Annotated in this window: 21 protein-coding genes; 9 read left to right on the top strand and 12 right to left on the bottom strand. The window is 40.8% G+C overall.

What is annotated here, in order from left to right:
* The first annotated feature begins 2 nt into the window (after positions 1 to 2).
* Positions 3 to 1,565 (top strand): neutral/alkaline non-lysosomal ceramidase N-terminal domain-containing protein, encoded by a 1,563-nt coding sequence (locus UABAM_RS11630; RefSeq protein ID WP_151968175.1) that lies wholly within the window; start codon positions 3 to 5, stop codon positions 1,563 to 1,565.
* A 191-nt stretch (positions 1,566 to 1,756) separates the two neighbouring features.
* Here the strand turns inward: UABAM_RS11630 and UABAM_RS11625 are convergent, their stop codons facing one another.
* On the bottom strand, positions 1,757 to 1,954 hold the full coding sequence (locus tag UABAM_RS11625; protein ID WP_151968174.1) for a hypothetical protein: 198 nt from the start codon (positions 1,952 to 1,954) through the stop codon (positions 1,757 to 1,759).
* Between the two features lie 29 nt (positions 1,955 to 1,983).
* On the opposite strand from UABAM_RS11625, the gene UABAM_RS11620 reads away from it, so the two are divergent.
* Genes UABAM_RS11620 through UABAM_RS11605 form a run of 4 tightly spaced genes read left to right on the top strand, consistent with a single transcriptional unit; the run spans position 1,984 to position 5,477 of the window.
* Positions 1,984 to 3,234 carry an amidohydrolase gene (locus UABAM_RS11620; protein ID WP_151968173.1) on the top strand — a complete coding sequence of 417 codons (1,251 nt, stop codon included), beginning with the start codon at positions 1,984 to 1,986 and terminating at the stop codon, positions 3,232 to 3,234.
* Positions 3,235 to 3,241: 7 nt separating this feature from the next.
* The gene (locus UABAM_RS11615; protein WP_151968172.1) at positions 3,242 to 4,675 is read left to right on the top strand and encodes a methyl-accepting chemotaxis protein; all 1,434 of its coding nucleotides are present in this window, start codon (positions 3,242 to 3,244) and stop codon (positions 4,673 to 4,675) included.
* Between the two features lie 20 nt (positions 4,676 to 4,695).
* The gene (gene nqrM, locus UABAM_RS11610) at positions 4,696 to 4,872 is read left to right on the top strand and encodes a (Na+)-NQR maturation NqrM (protein WP_151968171.1); all 177 of its coding nucleotides are present in this window, start codon (positions 4,696 to 4,698) and stop codon (positions 4,870 to 4,872) included.
* A gap of 5 nt (positions 4,873 to 4,877) precedes the next feature.
* The gene (locus tag UABAM_RS11605; protein ID WP_152021995.1) at positions 4,878 to 5,477 is read left to right on the top strand and encodes a macro domain-containing protein; all 600 of its coding nucleotides are present in this window, start codon (positions 4,878 to 4,880) and stop codon (positions 5,475 to 5,477) included.
* Positions 5,478 to 5,491: 14 nt separating this feature from the next.
* On the opposite strand, the gene UABAM_RS11600 is transcribed toward UABAM_RS11605, so the two are convergent.
* Entirely contained in the window at positions 5,492 to 6,430 is a 939-nt protein-coding gene (locus UABAM_RS11600; protein WP_151968170.1) for an ADP-ribosylglycohydrolase family protein, read from the bottom strand.
* A 593-nt stretch (positions 6,431 to 7,023) separates the two neighbouring features.
* On the opposite strand from UABAM_RS11600, the gene UABAM_RS11595 reads away from it, so the two are divergent.
* On the top strand, positions 7,024 to 8,322 hold the full coding sequence (locus UABAM_RS11595) for a S8 family peptidase (RefSeq protein WP_151968169.1): 1,299 nt from the start codon (positions 7,024 to 7,026) through the stop codon (positions 8,320 to 8,322).
* 84 nt (positions 8,323 to 8,406) lie between these two features.
* Here UABAM_RS11595 and UABAM_RS11590 read toward each other — a convergent pair whose 3' ends face one another.
* From UABAM_RS11590 to UABAM_RS11565, 6 genes are all read right to left on the bottom strand, one after another.
* Positions 8,407 to 9,012 (bottom strand): hypothetical protein, encoded by a 606-nt coding sequence (locus tag UABAM_RS11590; RefSeq protein WP_151968168.1) that lies wholly within the window; start codon positions 9,010 to 9,012, stop codon positions 8,407 to 8,409.
* 10 nt (positions 9,013 to 9,022) lie between these two features.
* The gene (locus UABAM_RS11585) at positions 9,023 to 11,002 is read right to left on the bottom strand and encodes a xanthine dehydrogenase family protein molybdopterin-binding subunit (protein ID WP_229759422.1); all 1,980 of its coding nucleotides are present in this window, start codon (positions 11,000 to 11,002) and stop codon (positions 9,023 to 9,025) included.
* A gap of 182 nt (positions 11,003 to 11,184) precedes the next feature.
* On the bottom strand, positions 11,185 to 11,661 hold the full coding sequence (locus UABAM_RS11580; protein ID WP_151968166.1) for a (2Fe-2S)-binding protein: 477 nt from the start codon (positions 11,659 to 11,661) through the stop codon (positions 11,185 to 11,187).
* 230 nt (positions 11,662 to 11,891) lie between these two features.
* A complete protein-coding gene (locus tag UABAM_RS11575) occupies positions 11,892 to 12,365 on the bottom strand; it encodes a macro domain-containing protein (RefSeq protein WP_151968165.1) in 474 nt (157 codons plus the stop codon).
* A gap of 209 nt (positions 12,366 to 12,574) precedes the next feature.
* A complete protein-coding gene (locus UABAM_RS11570) occupies positions 12,575 to 14,209 on the bottom strand; it encodes a hypothetical protein (RefSeq protein WP_151968164.1) in 1,635 nt (544 codons plus the stop codon).
* A gap of 88 nt (positions 14,210 to 14,297) precedes the next feature.
* Positions 14,298 to 15,185: an SMP-30/gluconolactonase/LRE family protein gene (locus tag UABAM_RS11565; RefSeq protein ID WP_151968163.1), complete on the bottom strand. Its 888-nt coding sequence runs from the start codon at positions 15,183 to 15,185 to the stop codon at positions 14,298 to 14,300.
* A gap of 294 nt (positions 15,186 to 15,479) precedes the next feature.
* On the opposite strand from UABAM_RS11565, the gene UABAM_RS11560 reads away from it, so the two are divergent.
* Positions 15,480 to 18,440 (top strand): HEAT repeat domain-containing protein, encoded by a 2,961-nt coding sequence (locus tag UABAM_RS11560; protein WP_151968162.1) that lies wholly within the window; start codon positions 15,480 to 15,482, stop codon positions 18,438 to 18,440.
* Positions 18,441 to 19,618: 1,178 nt separating this feature from the next.
* On the opposite strand, the gene UABAM_RS11555 is transcribed toward UABAM_RS11560, so the two are convergent.
* The 4 genes from UABAM_RS11555 to UABAM_RS11540 all read right to left on the bottom strand — a co-directional run bounded on the left by UABAM_RS11555 (position 19,619) and on the right by UABAM_RS11540 (position 23,074).
* On the bottom strand, positions 19,619 to 20,449 hold the full coding sequence (locus UABAM_RS11555) for a hypothetical protein (protein WP_151968161.1): 831 nt from the start codon (positions 20,447 to 20,449) through the stop codon (positions 19,619 to 19,621).
* Between the two features lie 82 nt (positions 20,450 to 20,531).
* Complete coding sequence (locus tag UABAM_RS11550) at positions 20,532 to 20,870, bottom strand: nucleotide pyrophosphohydrolase (protein WP_151968160.1); 339 nt, start codon at positions 20,868 to 20,870, stop codon at positions 20,532 to 20,534.
* A 44-nt stretch (positions 20,871 to 20,914) separates the two neighbouring features.
* Complete coding sequence (locus UABAM_RS11545) at positions 20,915 to 21,733, bottom strand: ion transporter (RefSeq protein ID WP_151968159.1); 819 nt, start codon at positions 21,731 to 21,733, stop codon at positions 20,915 to 20,917.
* A 12-nt stretch (positions 21,734 to 21,745) separates the two neighbouring features.
* Complete coding sequence (locus tag UABAM_RS11540) at positions 21,746 to 23,074, bottom strand: lyase family protein (RefSeq protein WP_151968158.1); 1,329 nt, start codon at positions 23,072 to 23,074, stop codon at positions 21,746 to 21,748.
* A 345-nt stretch (positions 23,075 to 23,419) separates the two neighbouring features.
* Between UABAM_RS11540 and rpsR the strand changes: the two genes are divergently transcribed.
* A complete protein-coding gene (gene rpsR / locus UABAM_RS11535) occupies positions 23,420 to 23,644 on the top strand; it encodes a 30S ribosomal protein S18 (RefSeq protein WP_151968157.1) in 225 nt (74 codons plus the stop codon).
* A 612-nt stretch (positions 23,645 to 24,256) separates the two neighbouring features.
* Positions 24,257 to 26,857: a HEAT repeat domain-containing protein gene (locus UABAM_RS11530; RefSeq protein WP_151968156.1), complete on the top strand. Its 2,601-nt coding sequence runs from the start codon at positions 24,257 to 24,259 to the stop codon at positions 26,855 to 26,857.
* Positions 26,858 to 26,976 lie beyond the last annotated feature (119 nt).

The raw sequence follows: 26,976 nt of genomic DNA, 5'->3' as shown, positions 1-26,976 counted from the left end.
GTATGTATAAATTAGCTTTAGTTTTACTTTTTACTGTTGCTACATATGCAAACGATCTTATCGAAGTGGGCTATGTTCAAATAGATATCACACCTGAGATTGCAGAGTGGGTGGATAGCGATGGCAATGGTGAATACACTTTTGGTGATGGTTCGGCATACGATACCGGAGAGAAAGTTACTAAGTTTGTCGATGGGAAAATCAATGTCGGTAACGGCAACGGCGAAGCTCACTATGTACACGATCGCATTTATTCGCGTATTATGGTTTTAAATGATCCGGCGACGAATAAAAGAGTGGCAATTGTATCTCTTGATTTGTATATGATGCAGCTGCAAGATTGTAATTTTATTCGCAATCTAGTGAAAGATCTTTCTTTTGAGCATGTTGCAATTCACAGCACCCATAGTCACATGGGACCAGATACTTTAGGACGTAGCGGAGCAAAAAATCTAGAAAACGGAATAAATGGCGCATGGTTTCGCAAAATGCAAAGAGGAACCGCAAAGGGAATTCGCGAGGCTTTTGCTAAACGTACTCCGGCCAAATTACGTTTCCTAGGTACCAAATCGCGTTTTGGTTTGAATGATACACGTGATCCTATCATCTACGATGATGATTTGATGGGAATGCAAGTTGTAAAACCAAATGGCGAAGTTGTCGTTACGCTAGTTCAGTGGGCAAATCATGTCGAAGCTATTCTGTCTTTGCACAATGGTAATAATGCTCCTGATGGTATCAAGGAAAAGACGGGGCACATCATAACTCCTGGCTTTCCTGCCTTTGTTGACTACCAAGCACAAAAGACCTTTGGCGGCCACGGTATGTTTATCAACGGAGCGGTTGGTGGACTGATGACCATGTTGCGTACCTTCGTGTGGGAACCTTTCGCACCTTACAGTCCTGATACACCTGTCGAAAAAATTCCTAAGGATTTTGAAGGTAAAATTCACGACAATTTCAAAATGGCAGAAATCATTGGTTGTGAACTCATTAACAAACTACATCGCGAAAAACTTCAAGATCAACCTTTTGCCGAAAATCTTTTCATCAGTGCGCAAACGGAAAAAGTGAAAATCCAACTGGAAAATGACTTGTTCCGCCTTGCATTTCTCGCTGGTTTTATCGGTTTCGATAAACGTGATTTTGAGGGTGATATGATGGGGAAAGCATTTTTGACAACCCAAGTATCACGTATTGATATTGGTCCGGCGCAATTTGCTTGTGTACCAGGAGAAATTTTTCCAGAACTTACCGTTGGTTTACCTCGTGATTTTTACAGCAAAAATGGTAAGTACTTCAAGGAACCCGAACATCATAAAACCGGAGGTGACTTTGTTGTTCCTCCATCACTAAAATCCATGATGACAGCCAAGTATAAATTTGTCATTGGTTTGTCGGATGATTCCATTGGTTATATGGTTGCTCCATGTGACTTTCTACTAGATGAAATGTTACCATGGGTCGAATCACCTCCAGATCACTATGAAGAAACACAATCTGTAGGGATTCAAGCTGTACCTAAAGTAATGGAAGGTTTATCGAAATTATTTTCTGATAAATAGATCTTTTATAGAAGTGGCAATTATGCCACTTCTATAAAACGTGACCGTGACCGTGACCGTGACCGTGACCGTGACCGTGACCGTGACCGTGACCGTGACCGTGACCGTGACCGTGACCGTAATCGTCACCGTGACCGTAATCGTAGCCGTGATCCCATTGACTTACACCCTTCGTGTCATCCCTGACTTGATCAGGGATCCAGGCGCTTTAAAGTCGAGTTTATATTGCTAGTTTCCGCTTCCGCGGGAATGACATGAATTTGTAACTGAATGGAATTTCGGTCAGGGTCACGGTCACGGTGACGACTACGACTACGGTGACGACTACGGTGACGGCTACGGTGACGGTGACGGCTACGGTGATGATTACAGCTATGATTACGACTCAAAACAATTTTAATCAGTGCAAGGGATAGGGATGGATCTGGGAATTGAAAATGTTGTTGTGAATGGGCAACAAGCGAATATTTACGTTGAAGGCAATAAAATAGCGTACATTGGCCAGGAACAAAAGCAAGCGCAAAGAACGATCAATGGCAAGGATAAGGCTGCGGTTGCGTCTATTGTAAATGGGCATACTCATGCGGCAATGACATTGTTCCGCGGTTACGGTGACGATATGAAACTCCAAGAATGGCTAGAGCAAAAGATTTGGCCCATGGAGGCAAAGTTGACACCCGAAGAGATTTACTGGGGAACAAAGCTCGCATGCTTAGAAATGATCAAATGTGGTGTTACTTTATTTAACGATATGTATTGGCACAATCGCGAAGCGGTAAAAGCTGTGGAAGAAATGGGGATGCGCGCTTTTATTTCGGAAGTTTTTATCGATATTCCCGGTATGCAGCAGGAAAGTTGTGAAGAAAAAGCCCAACGAGCGCTCGATGATTTTCAAAACTACAGTTCGCGTATTCACCTAGCACTCGGGCCACATGCTATATATACTTGTGAACCAGATACCCTCAAATTTATTGCTTCTTTTGCAAAGAAGCACAACCTACCTGTGCACTTTCATCTAAGTGAAACACAAAAAGAAATAGATGATTGTGTAGCGAAACACGGTAAACGCCCTGTCCCATATTTAGATGATTTGGGATTTTTACACTCCAATTTATTTGCGGCACACTGTGTATGGCTTGACAACGAAGAGCTTGATTTACTTGCAAAACATCAGGTGAAAATTATCCACAATCCGATTGCTAATTTTAAACTAGCGGTAAATGAGCTGTTGCCTTATCCAGGTATAAAAGATCGCGATCTTAAATTTTGTTTGGGAACAGATGGATGTGCTTCCAATAATAACCTTGATATTTTTGAAGAAATTAAGTTTGCCGCCCTTGTTCATAAGTGGAAAATCAATGATCCTACCATTATGAATTGCAATGAAATATGGAGTCATGCCACAAAAACAGCCCATGAGATGTTCGGTGTCAATGCCGGAGAAGTTAGTGAGGGGAAGTATGCTGACTTTTTACTGGTGGATTTAAATCATCCGCAGATGGTTCCCTGCCATAATTTGGTATCTAATTTGGTATACGCAGGAAACGGCTCTATCGTTGATACGGTAATTTGTGACGGAAAAATCGTAATGGAAAATCGTCACATTCCTGGGGAAGAAGAGATTATTTCCCAGGCGAAAAAGGTAACGGAAAAACTATTTAGTAGGTAGAAGTCCAATGACACACAATAAATTGTCTCTGCGAAAATTGATTTCTTTTCTCAGCATGTCTCTATTGACCATTATTAGCATTAACGCCATTTTTTCTTACTACTCGTCCAGCTATATTTCCAAGCAGGTTGCCGAAATTACCGAATACCAAATTCCACTACTTAAAAAAGTGCATATGCTGGAGCGTTTGAATATCCAAAAGTACGAAGTACTGGATAAATTATCGATTACCAATAACGCACTTGCACAACAACGACAATTTCGCAATGTAATGAAAAATCTTGATGCGCATCTAAATCAAACTCTGTACTTTTTTGATCAAATTTCCAACAAAAATGAAAATTATAACTATTACTTATCTATATACAAAAAGTTACATTTATTTCAAGAAGGGCAACGTGGATTTGCCAGTGAAATCAACGACCTTTTTGACACGCCACAATCGAAAGAACACGCCACGGTTGTGATCAATATGCAAAAAAAGCGCGACAGTAAAATGGTCGAAGATTTACAAACATCGATACAAAGTCTATCAGAAAATAGAGAGCGCTATGAAGATAGACTGCAAACACAAACGCTAGTGTTGTCTATTTTGGCCATCATTATCATTTGTGCTCTTACGTATTTGACGTTATCTATCTCTACGCGAAAATTACACCAAATATCCGATTCGCTTTCGACGACTTTTCAAAGTGTGAGTCTTGCTTCAGACGAGTTGTACGACCTGAGTGTGCAAATATCGAATGGGGCACATGAGCAGGCTTCTAGTGTGGAAAAAGTGGCAAATACATTGGAGCAAATGGCGACGATGACGCAAGAAAATAGCAAAAGTACGTTGGAAATTGATTCGATGTCAACGAGAACAAAAGAACTCGCGGCATTGGGAAATCGCACTGTAGATCGTCTGCAAGATGCGATGCAAAACATCTTAAATTCCTCCAAACGCACCGAGGAAATCGTCAACACCATCCAGGAAATCGCTTTTCAAACTAACGTTCTCTCTCTAAATGCTTCTGTTGAAGCGACAAAAGCGGGTGAGACCGGGAAAGGGTTTGTCGTCGTTGCTAACGAAGTTCGTGACTTAGCTCAGCGTACTTCTCAAGGAGCAAAAAACATTATCTATCTCATTGACGAATCGCGTCGTTACGTGGAAGAAGGGGTAACTTCCGTAACAGAAGTGCAAACCACTTTCGACAATATCTTTAACCGTATTCAAAAACTCGCAGATACGACAAAAGATATTGCCAACGCATTGTCGGAACAGGTAAGTGGTGTAGAACAAGTAAAAAGTTCTGTCGAACAAATCGATCATGTTGTACAATTAAATGTAGCCAATACACAAGAAGGAGCATCCGCAGCGGAAAAATTGCATGCTCAATCTTACGAGTTAGAACAAACAATACAAGATTTACGCACCATTGTTTATGGTGATACAATGTAGTACTAAAAAGGAAGAATATTATGTCGAATGTTATAGTTGCCGTCTCCTTTTTCCTAACAGCCTTCTCGCTAATGGCTGTAGGAGTCATTTTTAGCAATCGTCGTATCAAAGGCTCATGTGGAGGAATTGGTGCTGTTTTAGGTGATGAGGCTAAAATGTGCGATTGCGGACAAAAAATGGGAGGTTGTAGCGAGTAATCTTGTTGAAACTAATACTCGTCGACCCCATAGAAGAATTGTGTTCGCAGTGGCGAATACAGTTTTCTGGCTTACGCAACGTAAAAATCGTCCATGGTTATTTTGAAGATATCGAAAACTTCGACTGCATGGTGAGTGCTGCCAATTCTTTTGGCTTGATGGATGGTGGCGTGGACCACGCCATCACCCAATATTTTGGAATAGATTTAATGGACCGCGTGCAACAAAAAATCATCGACGATTTTTGCGGCGAACAGCCAGTAGGGACCTCGTTTATCATTGAAACCAAACACGAAAAACACCCATTTCTAGCGCACAGTCCCACGATGCGCGTTCCGATGAAAATAGCACATACCGACAATGTGTACAACGCCATGTGGGCCACACTTCTCGCCATCAAACACCATAATAATTCGCACACGCAAAAAATAAAGACGTGCTGTTGCCCTGGTTTGGGAACCGCAACTGGGCAAATGCCTTATCTACGTGCCGCCAAACAAATGTCCTTGGCATACCGCAATTTTATTTCCCCACCACAACAGATTGATTGGCTTTATGCCGCCCATCGTCAAAAATCTATTCGTTATGGTGGAGATCTTGATTAGAAATACAATGTTTGCTATTGCATTTTCCCCACCATTTTTTCGGCAAGTTCTGTAATATAATCACGCCCTTTACCTTCATTTTCCAGAGCATCTAGCAAATTTTGTGGTATAGCTTCTACTCCCAAAAAAGCACCTGAAATAGACCCTGCCATCGCAGCAACGGTATCGGTGTCACCACCTATCAAAATACTATGCCCTATGGTATCGGTAAAAGAGTGTGGGTTTAGTGCAAAACTGGCGATCGCCGTTGGTACGGATTCTAAGGCGGTGATGGCATTTCCTACGGTTGCTAGTTCACTACAATCTTCTAACTTTTGTGCTTTTTCCAATTGTGCGCGGTATTCTGGTGATTGGCAGTGGGCAAATAGCTTTTCGTAAAATAGCTCCTTGTCCCACTTTTCCATAGAAGTGGCGAGTGCCACAGCAATGGCCAAGAGTTGTGTTCCTTCAATGCCTAGTGGGTGAGTATGGGTTGGTAAGGAGGATAGACGTGCGTTTTCCATAACTTTTTGTAAATCTTGATAGAAAAACAACCCAATAGGTGCAACGCGCATTGCGCCACCGTTGCCAAATGAGCCACCTTTAAAATAACTGGAAGCTATTTTGCGATAGTCCTGGCCTTTTTCCATGGCTTTTAGAACTTTACGCGCCCCTCTGGCATATCCTCGTGAAGGGACATAGTTGTTGACAAATTTTTGGCATAAGGTTTTTTCTTCAATACATCCGTCTTGGCAAAGGGCTTCGGCGATGCCGATCATCATTTGTGCGTCATCGGTGTAGTAAATTTCTTTGGTGGGCGGATTATCGATAAGTTGTTGCGGGGATTTGTATTTTCTGGTGATCCAGTACGCGGCTTGTCCTTCAAAGCGGGCGCCCAAGGCATCGCCTACGGTTAAACCGAGTAGGCATCCTTTTGCACGAGATAGAATGTCGATGGAATTTTTGCTGGTCATTGTAATTTCCTTTGGTTTTGGTTAACAGGCAAATATGTACACATAATACGACATCTCACAACGACGTACAACAAATTTTCTTCGTATACAAAACAATCCTTTTGTGCAATTAGATTGCCTTTTGTGAGGGTTTTTCCCAGAAAATGCCCGAAAAATGCAATTCAATTGCATTTTTTAGTTTGACACATCTATAACAAGGTGGTAACTTATTACGATGAAGACACTCTTACTTCCGTCTTTAATAAAAACCCCTCATTCATTATGAGGGATATTCATTACGCTGTTAGCTAGTAGTCAGTTGAAAATGGCATGAGTATGTGTCGATAAATTCGTCGATAATTCCACCCCGAGCCTGACTACTAACTAGTGGCCTAAAAAAATAGACAATAATTATTATGAGTGCAATCAAATGTCAAAACCTTCGCAATTTATCCTCTTTAAGCCTTCCTATAAAGGATTACAAGAAAATATTTTTAGTGATATGGTAACAACATTTTGCTTATTGATTTACTCATGGTAATTTTTTTTATATATTTATATGTAGTGACTGATAGTGTAATCAGTGACATTATTTTTTTTCTCGGGAGATCAGAATGAAGAAATTATTTATTCTTGCTCTAGTTACTTTATGTGCTTCTTGCCTAATGGCAGAAGGTCTATCTGTACAACAACAGGTAGATAATATGATGTTCCAAGCTCCTTACGTACAAGGCGAAATTATCGTTAAGTACAAAGAGGGAGCCCTTGTTGCTATGGACGTAAATACTTCGTCTATGAACGATTTAGGTAACAACACTTTTTGTATGAAACTTCGTGGTGATATGAAAAAAGCCCTAACCGGTTTACTTTCTAACCCAGAAGTTCAATATGCAGAGCCTAACTATCTATACAAAACCATGGCGACTCCAAACGATCCAAAGTTTGGTCAACTATGGGGTATGCAAAAGATCAATGCTCCTGCAGCTTGGAACACCAAGGCAAAAGGTGACAAAGTTATCGTTGCTGTTATCGATACAGGTGTCAACTACAAGCACGCAGATCTAAAAGACAACATGTGGGTGAACGAAGCGGAAGCTAACGGAAAACCAGGTGTTGACGATGATGGTAATGGTTATGTAGACGATATCCATGGAATGAACGGTATCAATGATTCTGGTGACCCACTAGATGATCAATCTCATGGTAGTCACTGCAGTGGAACCATCGCGGGTGTTGGTAACAACGGTGTTGGCGTTACCGGTGTTTGTTGGGAAGCTCAAGTAATGGGTTGCAAATTCTTGTCTGCTAGTGGTAGTGGATCATCTGAAGATGCAATTAAATGTATCAACTATGCTGTTGCAAATGGCGCAAAAGTTCTCAGCAATAGCTGGGGTGGTGGTGGTTTCAGCATGGGTCTTTACGATGCAATCAAGAATGCAAGAGATAAAGGTGTACTTTTTGTCGCAGCATGTGGAAACAGTTACTCTGGAACTCTTTCTCTACCTGCAGGTTACTGCCAAGATCAAAACTACAATGGCAAAACCTACCCTGGTTTGAGCAATGTTCTTGCTGTTGCAGCAAGTGATGAAAACGACAAAAAAGCTTCTTTCTCTCAATACTCTAAAGATGCTGCTAAGAGTGGTGATATGGTTGCTGCTCCAGGAACAAACATTTTAAGTACCGTTCTTGGTCAAAACTATGCTAGTTACAATGGTACCTCTATGGCTACACCTCACGTAGCTGGTGCGGCTACTCTAATTTGGTCTAGCAATCCTAACCTAACAGCTGCGGACGTTAAGAAAATTCTATTTGATAGTGGTGACACTCTTGAGTGGGGTAGTTCGTGGTCTGGAACATACAATGTTCAACGTCTAAATCTAGATTCTGCTTTAAAACAAGCACAAAATCGATAATCGTTGATATTGTAACGTTGGCATAGATTAGTAAAAAAAACAAGGCTTATCCTTCGCGTTATGGAGGGATAAGCCTTTTGTCATTTACTTAGGTACTACTGCTCCGTTATCTATCCATATTTTCATCTGCTTAACAAATTCTTTATGGCTAATGGACGGTGCAGTGCGTCCTTCGCCAGGTTTCCATCCCCAAAGAACAAGTGGATCGTGGCTAACATGATGAAGAATCTGTTCGAGGGTTTTGTTACCATTTGTCTTCGGATCTTTCAGTTGCTTGGCAAGTTCCGCAGGTGTTTTGCCCTGAAATACCAATGGCATATCTGGGTGTGGTAGATGCCAGTTTGGGGCACCTGGAGGCGTACGCTTTCCCGTTACGTTTTGCGTTTGGTGGCAAGTCATACATTTCATTCCCGGTATACCTTTACCGTCTTTTCCACCTTTAACGCGCATGTTGTGCGCAACGCTGTTGTCGCCTTGTAGTGGAATGTGTCCCGCAGGGTGGCAGTTCATACAGCGTGGATGTTGCAAAACTTTGTATACCTTCAAGAAAGCCGCGCTAGAAATGTCCTCTTTACTGGTGCTTTGTTTTTGTTCGGCCATGACTAAATTTGTAACCACTACGATGAGTAACCATGCCGCCGCAACAATACCAACGCGAGCGAAGCCCGAGTTTTTTGGTGTATTTGTCATCTCTTCTCCTTTATGAGCGTAAGTCTTCGCTACTTATCGGTAATTGACGCACACGTTTACCTGTGGCGTCAAAGATCGCGTTGACGACAGCAGGGGCAATAGGTGGCACGGCAACTTCTCCAATTCCCCCCATTTTGTCCGTACTCGGTACGATATGCGTTTCGACCTTGGGCATTTCATCCATACGCAATACTTTGTAATCATAGAAATTGCTTTGTTCCGCGCGTCCATTTTTCAAGGTAACCTCACCATGAAGAGCGGCCGCTAAACCAAAGGCAATTCCACCTTCTATTTGTGCGTCGATGGTATTGGGGTTTACAATAGGACCGCAGTCAACAGCACAAACGACATTGTGAACTTTGACCTTTCCTTCTTTGGAAACAGAAACTTCGGCAACTTGTGCAACAAAACTACCAAAGCACGAGTGTACTGCTAAACCGCGTCCGTGGCCTTTCGGTAGTGGTTTGCCCCAGTTAGATTTACTGATGGCCAATTCAAGTGCCTTGAGATGACGCGGTTCACTGGCAAGTAGTTCGCGTCGGAACTCATAAGGATCTTTTCCTGCGGCATGAGCTACCTCATCCAGAAAGCATTCAACAGCAAAAGCATTGTGTGTTCCACCTACGGCGCGCCACCATAGTACGGGCACTTTGTGTCTTGGGCTATGTAGGTCAACGAGTACGTTGGGGATAGCATACGGAAGATTTTCCGCACCTTCCACGGAAGTGACATCTACACCATGGCGTACCATAAACGCTTCAAAAGGTGTCCCTGCGGTGATGGATTGTCCGACAATGGTGTGTTTCCACGCAATGGGTTTTTTGTCATCGTTGATGCCAGCGGAAAGTTTATGGTAATATCTCGGCCGATACCAACCACCTTGAATGTCATCTTCGCGCGTCCATACGACTTTTACTGGTTTTTGTATTGCTTTAGATATTTGCACGGCTTCACTCACAAAGTGACAGTCGGGTACCGCACGACGCCCAAATCCACCACCAAGTAAAGTTGTGTGAATTTTAACTTTCTCTGCCGGTAGACCTGTGATTGCTTTTGCTGTGGCATGTTCCGCCGTTTGTAATTGTGTACCTGTCCACACGTCGCAGCCGTCTTTGCGTACATCAGCGACACAGTTTAGTGGCTCCATCGGTGCATGCGCAAGATAAGGAACTTCGTATACCGCTTCGAGTTTCTTTGCCGAAACGTCCATCGCAGTGGTGATGTTACCTTTCTTTCTAGCAACAGCTCCTGGGGTGTTTGCTAAAGCGGCGTATTGTTCACTTTGTTGCTGTGTACTTAAATTTGCATCTGGTCCTTCATCCCAAACGATTTCTACTGCTTGTGCTCCGATTTTTGCGGTCCAAAAATCATCGGCAATTACGGCAACACCTGAACTGATTTGTATAACGGATTGTACACCTTTGATTGCCTTTGCTTTATCTGCCGAAAAGCTTTTTACTTTTCCACCGAATACCGGAGAACGTCTAACAACAGCCGTTAACATTCCCGGAAGGTTTACATCGATACCAAAAACGGCTTGGCCATTGGTTTTCTCTGGTGTATCCAAACGTTTTACAGGTGTACCAATTATTTTAAAGTCTTTGGGATCTTTTAAGGAGACTTGTTTTGGAGTAGACATTTGTGAGGCTTGTTTTGTTAACTGTCCATAGGTAAGTTGACGTTTGCTGGCATCGTGGTATACAACACTGTTTTCCGCGCGACAACTTTCCGCAGCTACCTCCCAGGTTTTTGCAGCGGCAGCGATTAACATTGCCTTGCCTGTGGCACCAACTAAACGCAGACGTTCCCACTCTGTCCAAACACTACTACTACCACCGGTCATCTGTGAACCAAATGTTGTGTGGCTATACACCATATTGACAGGAGCAGGCTCAATACGGACATCGTTCCAATCACAATCCAGTTCTTCTGCGACGATCATTGGTAGTGAAGTGTAGACTCCTTGCCCCATTTCCGAATGGTTGACCATTATGGTAATGGAACCATCTTCATCTATGCGTAAAAAGGCATTGGCGATATCAGCAGAGGCCCATTTACTTTTGGCTTCTATGCGTCTTCCACTACTGGGTAGTTGAAAACCAATAACTAAACCACCTAAAACTGCGGCGCTAGTTTTGAGAAAAGAACGGCGAGTCATTCCATTGATGATTCTCATGAATTATCCTCCTTTTGCTTTCTCACTGTTTTGGCAGCTTGGTGTATGGCACGGCGAATGCGGTTATAAGTTCCACAACGACAAATATTACCCGTCATGACATCGTTGATGTCTTCGTCTGTTGGTTGATCATTGTGCTTGAGTAGTACAGCGGCACTCATAATTTGCCCTGATTGGCAATATCCACATTGAGGGACATCTTCGGCAATCCATGCTTGTTGTAGAGGATGACTGAGGTCAGGGGATAAACCTTCTATGGTGGTGATTTCTTTTCCTTCTACAGCGGAAATAGGTGTGACACAAGAACGAACAGCCTCCCCATCAACATGAACGGTGCAGGCCCCACATTGGGCAACCCCGCAACCAAATTTAGTTCCGTTTAAACCGACTTTATCGCGTAATGCCCACAGCAGAGGCATGGATTTATCGGCTTCAATTTCGTATTTTTTTTGATTGATCTTTAGTTGAACCATATAAACCTCCTGGAGGTACAAAGATATTTAACATCTTCAGTATTGGGAGTGTCATTGATTAAAGTTTGTTTGATCAATGACACGCCCTGCTTCTCTATTGTGTCATGCGATGACAACGATTAAAAGCAAAATCTGGAATATGGTTCATTTTCATGAATGTTGCAAATTTGGTGGTTTTATATGAACCACCAAAAACGTTAGAGTCGGTGAGTGCGGAACTTATGAGAATTTTATGCAAAGTCGTAAACATATGTAGGAATGTGATTGGCAAGAAGGTGTTTTTTGAGTATCGGTTCAATGTTTTCCCATTTTCCTCCCGCTAGACCACAACCAATACGCGGCATGTGTACGGAAGCCTGTAACTCTTGCGCTTTTTGAGTGACCTTTTCTATGGCTTGTTCCACGGCTTCATAGCGGATGGGGGGATTGTCTTTTGAGGGACGATTTCCACGTTGCCCGATCATATTCGCAACATGTAAATCTTGTTCTACGGTGACAAAGCGTACGCTTCCTAAGGCAAAGTCATTGTTTTCTCTGTCACGATGCCACTCGCGGTAGTCTTTTTCTGGTTGTGGCCATTTTTTTGACAAAGCCAATACGAAACCTTTACCCCACCCTCCGACGTCATTACATATATGACATATAATTTTATTTCCAGATATTTGTGGAGACGTGGCATCTCCTTTTAAATAGGTAATACTCATTTGGTTTGCTTTCTGGGTTTGTTTGAGATGTAGTTATTCAAAGGTGTTCTCTAAAACTAGCTTCGGTTGTCATCCCTGCGAAAGCAGGGACCCAGGCGCTGACAAGTTGACTTTAAGTTGCTGGTTTCCCGCTTATGCGGGAATGACACGCTGGTGCGTTCCGTCTTTATATGTAGTTTTAGAGAACAGCTAGCCTTGTTGTCTTTTACTTAGGTAAGTTTCCAGTTTGAGGTGTCTGCCAGCTTGAAAATTTCTTCCGGACTCAATTCGAGATTGAGCGTTTTGACAACTCTTTCCTGAATAAGTTTTTCAACGCGGTCCCAAAGTTGTTGACCTGCTGGTTTTTCGGGAAATGTGGCTAGTACGTCTTGTATCAGTTTGGTATTGCGCGACGTGATGGTGTCTAGAATTTGTTTTTGTTTTTCTACGGTGTTTGATTTTTGTCCTTGGCATCTTGTCATCACATCAATTACTGCCAAAGTCCAACCACCGGCACTGGTGGCAGAGTCTGGCCATGCCCATCCTCCTGCAGAGAATATTTTTTGTAAATTTTCTTTTTCTGTGGCCACTTCTAAGAAATTATTTGCACCTCCGCAAAAAATACGTACGCCGCAAGCGATCAGTTCTGCAATGTATTGAGGCGTTGTATTGTCACCTTCTCCGTTGTTAATCCATACATCGTATTGAATTTTATCGTTGGCAAGGCGCCACAAATAAAAATCTTTGTGCCCGAGAGTTATGGTATGGATTCCCGGAAAGCGCTCTTGCATAAATTTGCACGCCGCATCAGCGCGATCAAAGACCGTAATGTTTTGTGTGGGGACACCGTGTATTTGCGTCAAGGATTCGATTGCGTTGCGTCCAACGCCTCCCGCCGCTTCAATCAGAAACTTTAATTCTTGGACACTGCGATCGCTGTAGTAATTTTTTGCTAGCTCAATTGCGGTTGTTGCAACTCCATAACCTGTTGGACGTGCAGAAGGATCGAGAGTTCCGCCTAAATTATGTGGCAAACATGTAATTCCATGTAAATCTACATTGCGCTTTGCCCAAGATTCACAAAGATTTATATCTTTATCTTTGCGATCTCCACGCCAAAAAATGCCCGAGAGTACATCTGGTGAACCCGAGTCTGGCTTCATATAATTTTGCTGCGGAAATGAGTCGCAAATCCCCATTTGCTTTGCTTGTAGCTCTTTGTATCTATTTAAGAAAAGGATGCCTTTTGGAATAATGGCCGATCCCAATGCTATGATAGCTTCTTCGGAGATACCATCTATTTTTTCACCATCTTTGTTGAGGATAATCCATTCACCTTTCTTACCACCGTGGAGCGCAGGTATGTCGGGGAATATCATTACAGATTTTTTTAGCATCGCCTTCGCTAAGTCTTTGGTACGACGTAAAATAGATGTCAGGTCTTTTATGGCATCGTCATTACGGTAGCAATCACCACCAATATTGACTGTCAAAGGACCACAAGGTTTTTGTTGTGGGTTGTAATGGGTGATTACGTAAGCAACATAAACATCTTTGTTGTGCTTGAGTATAGTATCTAACTCGGAAATAAGGCGATAGCGGTTTGGTAAATGCTCGGTGGCTTCGTGCATCAGTTGTTCGTCTAATTTAAGAACCGTCATCGTGATTGAGTGGACTTCTTCTTCCTGACGTGTTTCGGAAAGTACTTCTAGACCATTGATTTCACGTAAATTTTCAGGATTAAGATCTGTGGTGATCATAACTTTGCCGTTTTCAGATGTCATTAATACGGCACGATTTATACCTAGGCTTGTCAATGTATGATGAGGAATTTCATTTAGCAATAATTTAATTTGTATCGACATACATTATCCTTTCTGTTGTACTCAAGTTGCGATGGAGAATGTGTTTATTTTGTAATGCCTGAGAAGTCGCAACTTGAGTATTGTAATGCTACTTCTTAGGATATTTGCTAAGGTCGTAAGCTGTTACCGCACTTTCTTTCATACGTGGAACTATTAGCATCTGCTTTTGTGGAATAAATCCAATGTCAGCACTTCCTCTAAAGCCGTGTAAAAGTAGTTTTACATTTCCATCTTTGCTGATGCGAAATACTTTTCCAGCGACCCAATCCGAAACGAGGTAGTTACCAGCGGTGTCAACTTCTAGACCATCGAGATTTCCTAGAGGTTTTGTAATGGATTTTTTCTTCTTTGTCTTTACATTTACAGAGTACAGACTTCCTTTGCGTCCGCGACTTCCCCAAGCAGCAACAACAAGATCATCACCTTGCAACAACAATCCATTGGGATATTCGACCTCTGCACCTGCTGTAAGTACGGATGGTGTGTCGTTTTCTATCTTAAATATTTTGTTTGCCATCATATCCGAAACATAAACAACGCCATTTTTATCAATAGCAATGTCGTTTAAGAAAGCAGAGCCTGGTACACTGATTTCTTTTACTTTTTTGCCATCTTTGACGTTTACCGCAATTACGCGATCAATGTCACTTACCCATAGAGTTCCTTTGTGAATACGAATTCCCTTGGGAGCGTTAAGGCCTGTCACCCACGATGCATTTAGCATTGTGCCGTCACTCTTCAATTTTTGAATAAAGCCTTTTCCATCTTTGTCTGTAGGACTTCCGGCAACATTGGATACATAAATGGTATCAGTGTTTGCATCGTAATATGCACTTTCGGGGGCATCAAAATGTGAAGCAAGATGCCAACTATGTCCATATTTTTCTTTCGAAATAGGACTGTTGTCTATTCGAATTCCTTCATCAGCAAATATACATATACTGCAAAGAATTGCAAGAGCAAACATAAAACGCATAGTTTTTTCCTTTCAAAATGTGATAAAAGCATAATATATAGTGGGTAAAATAAATTGTTTGTTGTGGGTTGTGCTGTAACATTATTATGCCACAAGCGTAAACAACGCACGATAATATTTTATTTTTTCTTCCATAAACTGTGTTCAGAGAGAAATAATCTTGGATTGTACAAAAAAATTTCTCACAATTAATGTGAAAAACTTTTGACGATTTTGTCGTGTGTGTTATAATGTCGCCAAATCTTAAATACTTATGTTAATTACACTTATAAGAGAATGTGTCGGAGAATGTAGATGAAAATGAAACAAATAATGTTAACCTTCCTGCTAGTATGTACTTGTCTGTATTCTCAGCAAGAGAAAAAACCTGATGAGCAAAAACAACAACCCGACGAGAAAAAAATTCAACAAATCGAAGCATGGATATCTGATCTGGAAAAGTGGCCGTCATCGTCGGCGAAGAGATCTTTAAAAAGACTATTCAATGAAGGGGAGCTATCTATACCCTTTTTGCTGGTAGCCTTAAAAGAAGGCAAACCTCAAACAAAAGAGGCGTGTGCTGAGTGCCTTGGTAAGATGGAAGTGCAAGAAGCTTTTTCTCTAATATCCTCTACAACATTAGATAAAAACATGCGTTCGCGAATTTCTACCTTATTTCGCGCACTGATTCGTATTGACAAAAAGAGGGCCTATTCCGTCATTCTAGATTTTTTAAAATCTCCGACACAAACTAGTCGCTACCCTGCTTTCTTGTCTCTTGCTGCAATTACAACGAAAGAGCATTTACCGCTACTCAAAGAAGCTTTCAAGGCGAAATATGCAGGAACACGTAAATATATTATTGATTTAGTATCACGCATTGATGATAAAGAGGCAATTGATTTTGTTGTCGCTGCATTGCAAGACCCCGCAGTACAAGTGGCATATAAGGCGTCCGAAATTCTGGGAACGAAAGATAGCGATGCTATACGTAGTCGACTTTTAGATATGGCAAATTCTAAAGATAAACGTTTGATTGCCTACGTGGTTATTGCCATCACTTTACAAGAAGATACTTTTAACAAAAAACTATTCAGTGAGTTTTGGATACCGCAACTGTTGCTTCTGGTACGCTATGACGAAAAATTTGTTCGGGGAGCCGCGGCCGTGGGGCTCGTAAATGTTGGTTTCCAAACCGATAATCGCGAAATTATCGAGCTGATGAATAAACAACTGGTTCCCACTTTGATTGAAAGCGTTTTGGGACGCGTATACTATCGCGACTATGCAGCACTACGCAAAATTGGTTATATGAAACTCAAACAACTCACTGGCCAAGATTTTGGATATTCGGGGAAAAAATGGTGGGAATGGTGGCATAAAAATAGTCGTCGTTTTCAGGCAATACGTTTGCTGAAAGGTTTTTCTGTCCGTGATATCGACGGAGCATCTATTTCTTACCGGATTACAGGTGGACCAGACAATGATAGCGTTCTTCTCATTGCCAGTACCGAAAATGTGAAAAATGATGAGTACGATCGCGTGATTGTTTTAGATGAAGAGGACATGATCACTTATCTTAACCACCTAAAAGAACTGGACTTTTTTAAATTGCAATCTGTATACGGTACACGCACCGCAAATGTCAGTTATCATGTCATTAGTGTAAAAGTGAAGAATCTTGTCAAAGAGATTATTTCTTATGAGAAAGAGGGCGGTACGATTGAGCCTCTTATTGATAAAATAAAAAAGCTTGAGCGTGAAAACGTATGGCAATTGTATTGGGACAATCATAGTTATCCGCGCTGGATTTCATGGTATAGGTTACACAAGAGTATTTTTCGCCGTCTCGATACTCAAGAAGATAAGGATTTGAAGCTAAAACAAATGATCATCAATTCGTACGGATGGTTAAAACAAAAAGACCGTCGCAAAGCAGCACTGTTGTTTCAGGAATTGATGGAGAAAGACCAAGCACTTCCTGATGGTGCTGCAGATTTGGCGTTACTTCATATTCGTACAGAACTAGGATTAAATGACAATAGTACAGCTCTTATCAAAGGAGTTGCTCTTTCGCGTAAAGAATTTGCGATTACCAAACTTGTCGAATATTTAATCGAAAACTATTCCGCACGAGCGCGATCATTGATCAAGTTTTTGTTGACACATGGTTCGCGTAAAATAGCCACGCGTTACTTAAAACATGGAAATCCTACATTGCGTAGTGTCTCTGTGGAAGCTTTGGCGGAACTTCCTAAAAATGAGCTAACCAATTTATACCTGTTGGGTATGTTAAATGACGAAAGTCGCGAAGTAAAACAATCCGTAATTTATGCCTTAGGTGAGCTCAAGGTTCAAAATGCAGTAAAGCCGTTGACCGATACTTTGGAGAACGGTGGACAAACGGCTCTTGTGAAAGCGTCGATTTTGAAAGCACTTGCAAAAATACAGGAAGAAAAAGCTTTGCCTGTCTTGCTCGGACAATTGCAAGCAAACAACGAGGGGTTGCGCATTGCCGTTGCCCAAGCATTGGGAACGGTACGCAGTAGTCTGTCGGTAAAGAGTTTAGTCGCACTAATGACCGGAGATTCTTCGCGAGAAGTTTGTCGTGTCGCTGCGGTAAGCCTATCGCAAATTGGTAGCGATGAAGTCACAAGAGCTTTATTAAAGTTAGCGCACAATGACACAACGCGGACAGCTTCGCGTGTTTTGGCATTGCAAACTCTGCAACGCTATCAAACAAAAAGAATTGCAAAATCATTGCGTAAATTACTACGTAGCGATGAAGAAGAGGTGCGTATCGAAACGGCGTTCTTATTGACCAAGTTTTGGGAAAAGAGAGCGATTCCTGTGATTATAGAAGCCCTAGATCACCCACGTTATCAGTTCTCTGCGAAGAAATATATTGTAAAGTTGACATTTGTACAATACAAAGTGGGGAACATAAAAAGAAAGTATAGTGAATGGTGGGAGCAAAATAAGAGGTTGCCGATTAAACATTGGTTTTTTAGTGCTTTGCGTAAGAAAAAGTATAAAGTGGTGTCCCTACTCGATTACCTAATGGGGAGCAAGGAAGTTCCACAAGCATATCCGCTTTTACTAAAAGTTTTGCAAGACGAAGATTGGCATTTGCAGTCAGGAGCGACTTTCATACTCGAAGATCTTACCGAGCAAAATTTTGGTGAAATACACTTTTACGTTGGAGACGAAGAACGACAAAAAGTGGTAAAGGCATGGGAGCAGTGGTATAAGAGCATTGGTAGTAAGAACCGCTAAACGGTTTGGGTTTAATGATGAAATGGATTCCAGAGACTTTGTATCTTACAGATAAACTTGAACAAATTCTTAGATTAGTATAAAAAAGTCGAGGCTACTATCGAGTAGCCTCTTAGTTCAAATAAAGATGTAAACCCCTGTTTCGTAACTGGTTCCTAGCCTTCAAATGTTACTTTTCTGAGATTTACCTTCAAAATAATACAATTCACTAATAACTAGGGCATACACAGATGTATGCCGTGCAGCTAAAATTAAAGCATTCTAGCCTTTAAGGAGCTATATTCAAGCAAAGTACTTGGTTTTATATAATGAGGATCGCCAAAGTTATTGGCAGTAACTTTGGCCTATGTTTAAAAGCATATCTTTGTTTGCAAGTAATGTACATATGTACAAGTTTTACATAAAGATATTGGGATGGCTAAGTAACAGCAGGGTTTTTCGCTACCAAGCCGAGAAAAAAAGGTTAAAAAATAATACAGTTTGATTACATGAGTCTTTTTTTTGAGAGTGAGTCTCATTATCATTATTTGGTTAAGGTTTTTACTTTTAAGTAGGTGTAACTTTGACAATTTAACAAACTCTTTTTTTGTTGAGACTGAGAATCAATATCCGTACTTTTTCAAAAAAAAACGTTTTGAAGATACAAAAGTAAATTAGTTTGCTATTGTAATGTTATTCAAAAAAAAGTCAATTCTAAAATAGAAATTACATAAAAAAGTGTACAAGGGACTGTCATCAATTAAAGAAATCTTTCTTTAACTGCATTCTCACCATCGCAATTGTGGGAGAGTTATGACTAGGGTTTTGTCTCCGGATTGGTGCCCTCACCATCGAATTTAAGGTTTTAGCTTCGCTAAAAGCCTTAATTCTCATGCCTCTCCCACAGGGAGAGGCGTAACACGTCTGAATTGATCTTATTGTTTTATTTTGTGCTATCGCATACACAACTGTAACTGCACAAAGATAGTGACGCTACGCTATTGCCTCACAACTCAAGCGAATTTTGTTTTTTATAAAAGAGAAGCATTACACCTCTCCCGTGGGAGAGGTATGAGAATAGCAGTTTACAGCACCGCTGTAACTGCTTTTTCGATGGTGAGGGCACCAATCCGGAGACAAAACTCCTAATAATTAAGTCCCACAAATTCGACGGTGAGAGCACCCAATTCAATTATGACCTAGTTTTCCCCCAGATCAACTTCATCTTGTTGTTCTCGCGAATCTTTTTCTTCTTGTGGTCCTTCCTCATCTTCTAATGCCTTGAGTCGATCCAGCTCTTTTTGTTTGTCAACGGCCTTTAACCACACGTCATATTTTTTGTAAAACGTTCGTTCCTTCTTATTTACGCCACCAAAAAAAGTTTTTTGGATTACGCGACGTCCGTTGATTTGGCGTACGGTGAATTTATTTCGCGCGCGATTCAATTGCTGATGAATTTTATCTCTCTCTTCGCTATTCCATTCTGCTCCTGGGGGAAATTGTTGGAGTACTTCTTTTTCTTCCTTGGTGAGAAGCATGGCTTGTTGTTTGGCTTCTTCTTCGCGCTCTTTATCGATTTTTTCTTGTTCCTGTAGCTCTTTTAGACGCTTTTGCTGAAGTTGTTCTCTCGCCAACTTTCTTTCTTCTATAACATCTTTGTATGTCGCCTTGATTTTTTGCGTTTTTTTGTGTACTTTTTCGGCAGTATTTTTGGCTTTCCCCAACCATACAATATTGCGAACGCTTTTATAAGGGACATACACAAAACCATTTGAGTGGTTTACATACCACAAGCGCAACCCACCTCGTCGCGATACTGGTGTGTACTTCTTGTTTTTGCGTAAGGCCTTTTTGATGTTTTCATTTTGTGGGCGAAGTGTTTGATAACCAGAACGATATACTTCGACAAATTTGTCGTCTTTGACCGATCCGTTCAACATTAGACCGCTTTTGAGGTACACATTTACTTTGTCTTCGGCACAGACGATGGACAACAATGCAAAGAACACTATATAATTCAATTTTTTCATAATCCACTCTCCTATTTCTCGAAACAATTTATGTGCGTACTATATTATGCAATATTTATGCGTTTTTGGCAAGTATAACTCACTATGTATCACTGAATTCGCTATATTTTTTGCAGTTACCTTTGGCTTTTTCTACAGGGTATTTTTTTGCATTTTTTGCCATTTTGTCGCGAATAATCTGACTGATGTTTAGTTCATGTTTATGAGCAAGCATTAATGAACAAATGATGACATCAGCAAGCTCATCTTTCAAATGGTCTAAATTAAAGTCTTCATTCTCTTTCCATAAAAACAATTCGAGTAATTCGCTTGCTTCTGTGCTAATTGCGATGGCAAGATCTTTTGAGTTGTGAAACTGTTCCCAATCTCTTTCATTGCGAAAATCTATGATCTCTTTTGTCAGTTGTTCAATTTGAGACATATTCTTCCTTTGTTGTTTAATGAATCTACACGTCGCTATTTTCGTTAGAGTTTGGCACCGCAGTATTTACAATGTACCGCGTCGTCGTCGTGTCCTTCTTGTGAACATTCTGCGCAGACTCGGGTAGTGATTTTTTTGTCCTGTTGTACGTTGGACAACTCAACCGAAACAATTCCCGTTGGTACAGCAATAATTGCATACCCCATGATCATAATCATAGAAGCCAGAGTTTGTCCAAGCGGGGTTTGCGGAGCAATATCTCCATATCCCACAGTTGTCAGTGTGACAATGGCCCAGTACACACTCTTGGGAATACTGGTGAATCCGTGTGCGTCCCCTTCGATCATGTACATAAAGGTTCCCATGATAATCACCAATGAAATGACCGCTCCCATAAAAACAGTGATTTTAGGTCGACTGGCTTTCAAAGCTTTCATGAGAGTTTGCGCTTCAGATAAATAACGCGCTATTTTAAAAATGCGGAAAATGCGCAATAAACGAATCGTACGTATCACGAGAAGTGACTGAGTACCTGTAACGAAAAGACCTATGTATGTCGGAAGTATAGATAGTAAATCGACAAGACCCATAAAACTGAAAATGTAGCGAAAGGGCTTGCCTACGCAGATGATGCGTGCAATATATTCAATACTAAAGAAAATAGTAAAGGCCCATTCCAATCGAAAAAGAAGTTCGGCATGGTCTGCACGAAAACTTTTGATACTTTCTAACATGACAACAGCCACACTGGCAACAATCGCCACTAAAAGAAAAATATCAAACCACTTTCCCAGAGGAGTATCTGCCTCATAGATCACTTCGTGCATTTTGGATCGCCAAGTATTTTTTTGCGATTCACTCATTGTTTATCCTTTCTATTTTTTATGGAGTTTTTGTCGCCAATAATCGCAAACCTGTTGTGTTTTCTGTATGGCAACACCTATGTATTGCTGGGGATTATTGATAATTTGTTTTTGCTCTTCACTTAAGTTGAGGTCGTCAATCGCGTCTGATTCAATAAAGCAGCGGCGTACCGCTTCATGGGCATCTGGGTGGCCTTGTTTGGCTAACATTATATATAAAGGTTCAGCGATGATCTTGTCTTGTGCCATTTGTAAATTGCGTTGTAGGGCCTCCTTGTCGACAATGAGCCCTTTGAAAACACGCTTTAAGCGTCTGGCCGCGAGGTAAAGGGCCGTGGCTATTTCTCCATAAAAACGCGCCGAGGCCGAGTTGGTTAAGTCGCGTTGATGTTCCGATATTTGATCCATGTATCCTGTTGTCATACGTGGCATAAATGTTTTCCACAAAGATTTCACATGTTCAAAGTGGATGGGGTTGCGTTTGTGTGGCATAGTGGAAGATCCGACTTGTTTTTGGGACACTTCTTCCATAACTTCGCCAATCTCTGTTCGTTGTAAGTGGCGCATGTCGTCACTCAAATTTGCTAGAACACCAAGAGTAGAGGTACATGCATGCAAATAATCCAGCATGAACTCTGGTTCTACAATTTGTGTGGAGTGGGTCGCAGGAGAAAGGCCAAGTTTGCCCAAGAAAGTTTTTTCAAACTCGATAGGATTTTCGACCAGAAGACTTTGGGCATTGTATGCCCCTACTGCTCCCGAAAATTGTCCGCACAAATTGTCTGTCGCTTCCTGGAGTTTGACTATACGAGTTCCAAGACGTGAGACATATTCGGCGACGGCAAAGCCGAAAGTAATGGGCACTGCATGTTGGCCATGTGTTCGTCCGACTTGGACAGTATTTTTTTCACGTTCTGCTATAGAAATAAGAATAGCTTGTAACTCCAAAAGTACAGGTTGTAGTACCAACTGTGAGCACTGTTTGAATCGGTAAGCGTCTGTAGTGCAGACAATGTCATGACTTGTCGCGCCAAGGTGAATCCATGGCTTTGCATCTTGAGAAACGTGCTTTGCCATACAGTTGACAACTGCGCGTAGTTGATGGTGGATGCGTTTTTCTTCGGCATACACATCTTCTACAGTTATTTTATCTACAGCCTCATGGACTTGCGTTGCAATTTGTGAAGAACAATGTTCATAATGAGCATATGTTGCAACGAGTTTGGATTCGACAAGTGCCAAGTGATAGATGAAACCTTCTTCTGAAAAATATTTCCTTAGGCTTTCTGCTTCAGGGAAATTTAAATAGCGAAACTCCAATGGAGAGATAGCTGAATACATGTTGAACTCTTTTTTCGTAAAAAAATGCTGGAAAAATAAAAAAAGAACTTATATATTACACAAAAATAAGATAGAATATGTGGCTCAAAATTCTAGATGTTGTTAACTACTAGTTAAAACGTCATAACTAAAAACTTAAGTGGTGTTTATGTTATTCCCGTATAAGCGGGAAAATAGTCTGGAATAATGACTAGGTCTCCGTTTCTGTGGGATGACCATACCCAAGGAACACAAGTTTAGAAAATTTAACTAGTAATTTAAGTAATCGAATTTAATTACATAGTTATTTCGCTAACAACATACTAGGCAAATATATGTTAAATGTTAGAAAGGTTTGATTATAACATGCCGAAGAAATCAAGAAAGAAAATATTAAAAAGCCGTTGCCGCTTTACCAGAGAAGGCATTGATTTTATTGACTACAAAGACATAGCTACTCTACAAAAGCTATGCACAACTCAGGGCAAAATCTTTTCTCGCAAAAGATCTGGTAACTCAGCAAAGCATCAACGCATGGTAAAATCCGCTATCAAACGTGCGCGTTTCATGGGACTGTTACCTTATAAATAAGCCTTGGTAAATTAAGATGTTTAAAATACGCTAAGAAAAGATGTAGTGATTATTCATTACATCTTTTTTTATTTTTACTATTATTTTTTGCGTACTCTTTGTCCACATTTTGCTTTCCTCTTTTTTCATCGATGATTTTCAATTCTCTACTATTGATCAGGATCGGGATCGTTTTTCACCGATTAACTAGCACAAGTCGTATATTTTGTAATTTTTTGTTAGAAGTTAAATATCCCCTTTGATATAATTTACAGCCAAGGTGTGTCGTCTAGTTAAGTTCTTCATTTGCTGGTATTTTCGCAAGATGTATTTTCAAGTACAAAAGCTTTTACTTTTAACTTACCGAAAACACAGATACACCCCGTTGTTTAGAATATTAAACTTTATCCTTCAAGTAATTTCGCAAGGAGATTTCTAAAGTGATAAAGACCTTCTACACAACCGAAATCTTCAATTTCAATGTTTAGCAGAGTAATGTCCTAATTGTGTTACTTTTAGTTACTTGACCAAAGTTCTAAAAGTAAATTTGTTATCATTATCTCCTGCCAGTAAAACATTGATGTGGGTTAATGTTCTGAAACTTTGACACGAAACTTTTGAAGGGAGGAGAAAATGAGGGGTATTCATTTCTCCATATTTTACATACTCATACTTTTTTGCCCCTTTATTTCTTTATTTGCAGATACAACTGATGAGGAAATATTCAAGTTAGGAGAAGAAGCGATTGCTCACTATGAGCAAGGAGACTATGAGCGTGCTATTTTAAAGTTTAACACAATACTATTGGCTCGTCCAAATGACAGTCAGGCATTGAAGCTAAGACAATTAGCTGGTGATGAACTCATGATGAAAATGCTGGCTGAGGGTGGAGAACTATCACGAGTTGCTCGCGCTTTACTTCTATATGCGGAAAAAGCTCCTATACGCCAAGAAAAAGATCCTGCGACAATAAAAAAACTTGTACTACAAGCAGCCACTGGAAGTTTGTTCGCACGAAACGAAGCAATTACTTTACTACAAACTCAAGTGGGCGAGAGAGCTATACCGGAAATGCTGCCTTACCTTGCTAGCAAAACTCAAGAAAGAGAGCGAATTAACACTATTCTTGCTGCTACAAAAATGGGACGTGCTGCCGTAGTACCTCTAACAGAAGCATTGAAAACCGAAGACGTTTATCTCAAACAACAAATTGTGATACTTCTCGGTCATATGGGTGATGGTCGTTGTGTAGCAAATCTAAAGGCAATTACTGAAAATCCAAAAACTTTACCAGAGGTAAAACAGTATGCACGAGAATCTCTGCGTAAGCTGACAAACCGGACTTCTATTGCACTCCCTGCGGCGAAAGAACTTTTCTACCGCAAAGGGATTCGATATTACCAAGAACATCCAAAATACATGCCTATACACTTCGCAAATTGGTTAGATTGGCGTTGGGAAAAAGGTAAACTTGTATATAAGGACGTTCCTCACTTTGCATACAATGAAATTATGGCGGAGCATTGTGCTCACGAAGCTCTAGATATAGACCCTACTTTCAAAAAAGGCTGGGGACTTTTAGCACAAGTTTATTATGCGCAACATACCGAAATTACAGCCATTGAAGAGGCAGCAAAAGATCGTGATCTAGAACTTCCTACTGATGAGCTAAATCAGTTTCTTGAAGAGAAAAAAGTATCTGATAAAGCAAAGTCTCTATCTAGAGCTTTTGGATATCCATTATTAATTCAATCGCTAAAGATGTCCTTCCGCAATGATAGACCAGAGGTAACAAGAGAAATTCTGAACGAAATAGGTAACCAAGGAAGTAAGCAAAACGTTATAAACGGTTCTCTAATTCAAGCCTTAAAGTCCAAAGACAAGCGAATTCGTTACGCCGCAGCAGAAGCAATTGTTAAAATCAATCCTCCGGGTAGATTCCGCGACGCTGACACCGCCATTAAAGTATTGGTGGAAGCATTGAGCGAGTCAGATGCGAGAGTTATTCTTGTTGTCGAAGATGATGATGAAACCCGTAACCGTTTGATTAATATCATTCGCGGTATGAATATGGTGGCATTTGGTGCTAGTACTGGTAGTGAAGGCTTGCAACGTGCAAAAGCTTTTCCACCAGAAGATTTGGTTATCGTATCTTCACAACTTGAAGACATGGCAACGAGTTACTTTGTTAACTCAATGCGTGAAGATTATCGTACGAAAAAAATTCCAGTAATGATAATCTGTCCAGAAGGTCAAGAACAAAAACACAAGGACCTTTACAAAGAAATTGACATTGTTAAAGGTGTTGTTACAGAACCTTTTGCTCCAGAAAAAACTAAATTGAGTATTCGCGAACACTTAGTTGACTCTAATACCGATTACAAAGGTAAGTCACGGGAGATTGCACGAAGAGCTGCTTCGGCGATAGCTTCTATACCTTCGGGTAACAGAGTGTTCAATGTACGTTTAGCGCAAGAAGCTTTGGCAGATGCGATTCGTACACGTCACGATTCTATACGCGAACCAGCTATTCACGCGTTGAAGAAATTTGGTGATTCTGGTAGTACAGATGCTCTCCGAGAAACTCTATACAACAATAGCTCAAGTGTTCACATTCGTACACTAACAGCATCCGCACTCGGTAATATTTTTAATCGCCAAAAGGTTAAGGTTCCTTCGGAAGATGTCGAGAAACTGATGGAGATTCTTCAGGAAAAACTTGCCTCAGATGAAAATGATCTAAATTTTGATGAAAAAATTGGTTCATTTCACGATGCTATTTATACTCTTCTAGGTCAATCTGATATGTCTGCCGCTGATAAGCGCAAAGTTTTCTTCCACCATCGTATACACAAAGAAATCGGTGTTGCTCAAGAAAAGCAAGAAGATACTGGAGATGAAGACCAAGGTGATCAGGCTTCAGAAGATCGCGAAGAGACCGATGAAGAAGAAGACATCTGGAAAGATGACTCTTTTGGTGACGACAGTTCAGACGACTCTAGTAGTGATGACAGCTCCGAAGATGACTATAGTTCAGACGATGATTCTAGTAGTGAAGATGATTCAGACGACTATGGAGATGACGATTACGGAGATGACGATTACGGAGATGATGATTCTGATTCCGATTCCGATGATTCTGATGATGATTACGAAGATGACTACGGAGATGATGATTACGATTCCGAAGATGACTATGAAGATGACTATGACTCTGATGATGATCGAGACTAATTACGCGTAGCCATCAAGATGGATGCAACACTTCTTTAAAACGACAAATACTTTTAAGATGTGTTTATTATTCGAAACCGGGGCTTGGTACATTAATCAAGCCCTGGTGGCGAATCTTA

The sequence above is a fragment of the Candidatus Uabimicrobium amorphum genome (genome assembly GCF_009002475.1).
Classification (GTDB): Bacteria; Planctomycetota; Uabimicrobiia; order Uabimicrobiales; family Uabimicrobiaceae; genus Uabimicrobium; species Uabimicrobium amorphum.
This window is presented reverse-complemented; position numbering and strand designations above follow the sequence as displayed.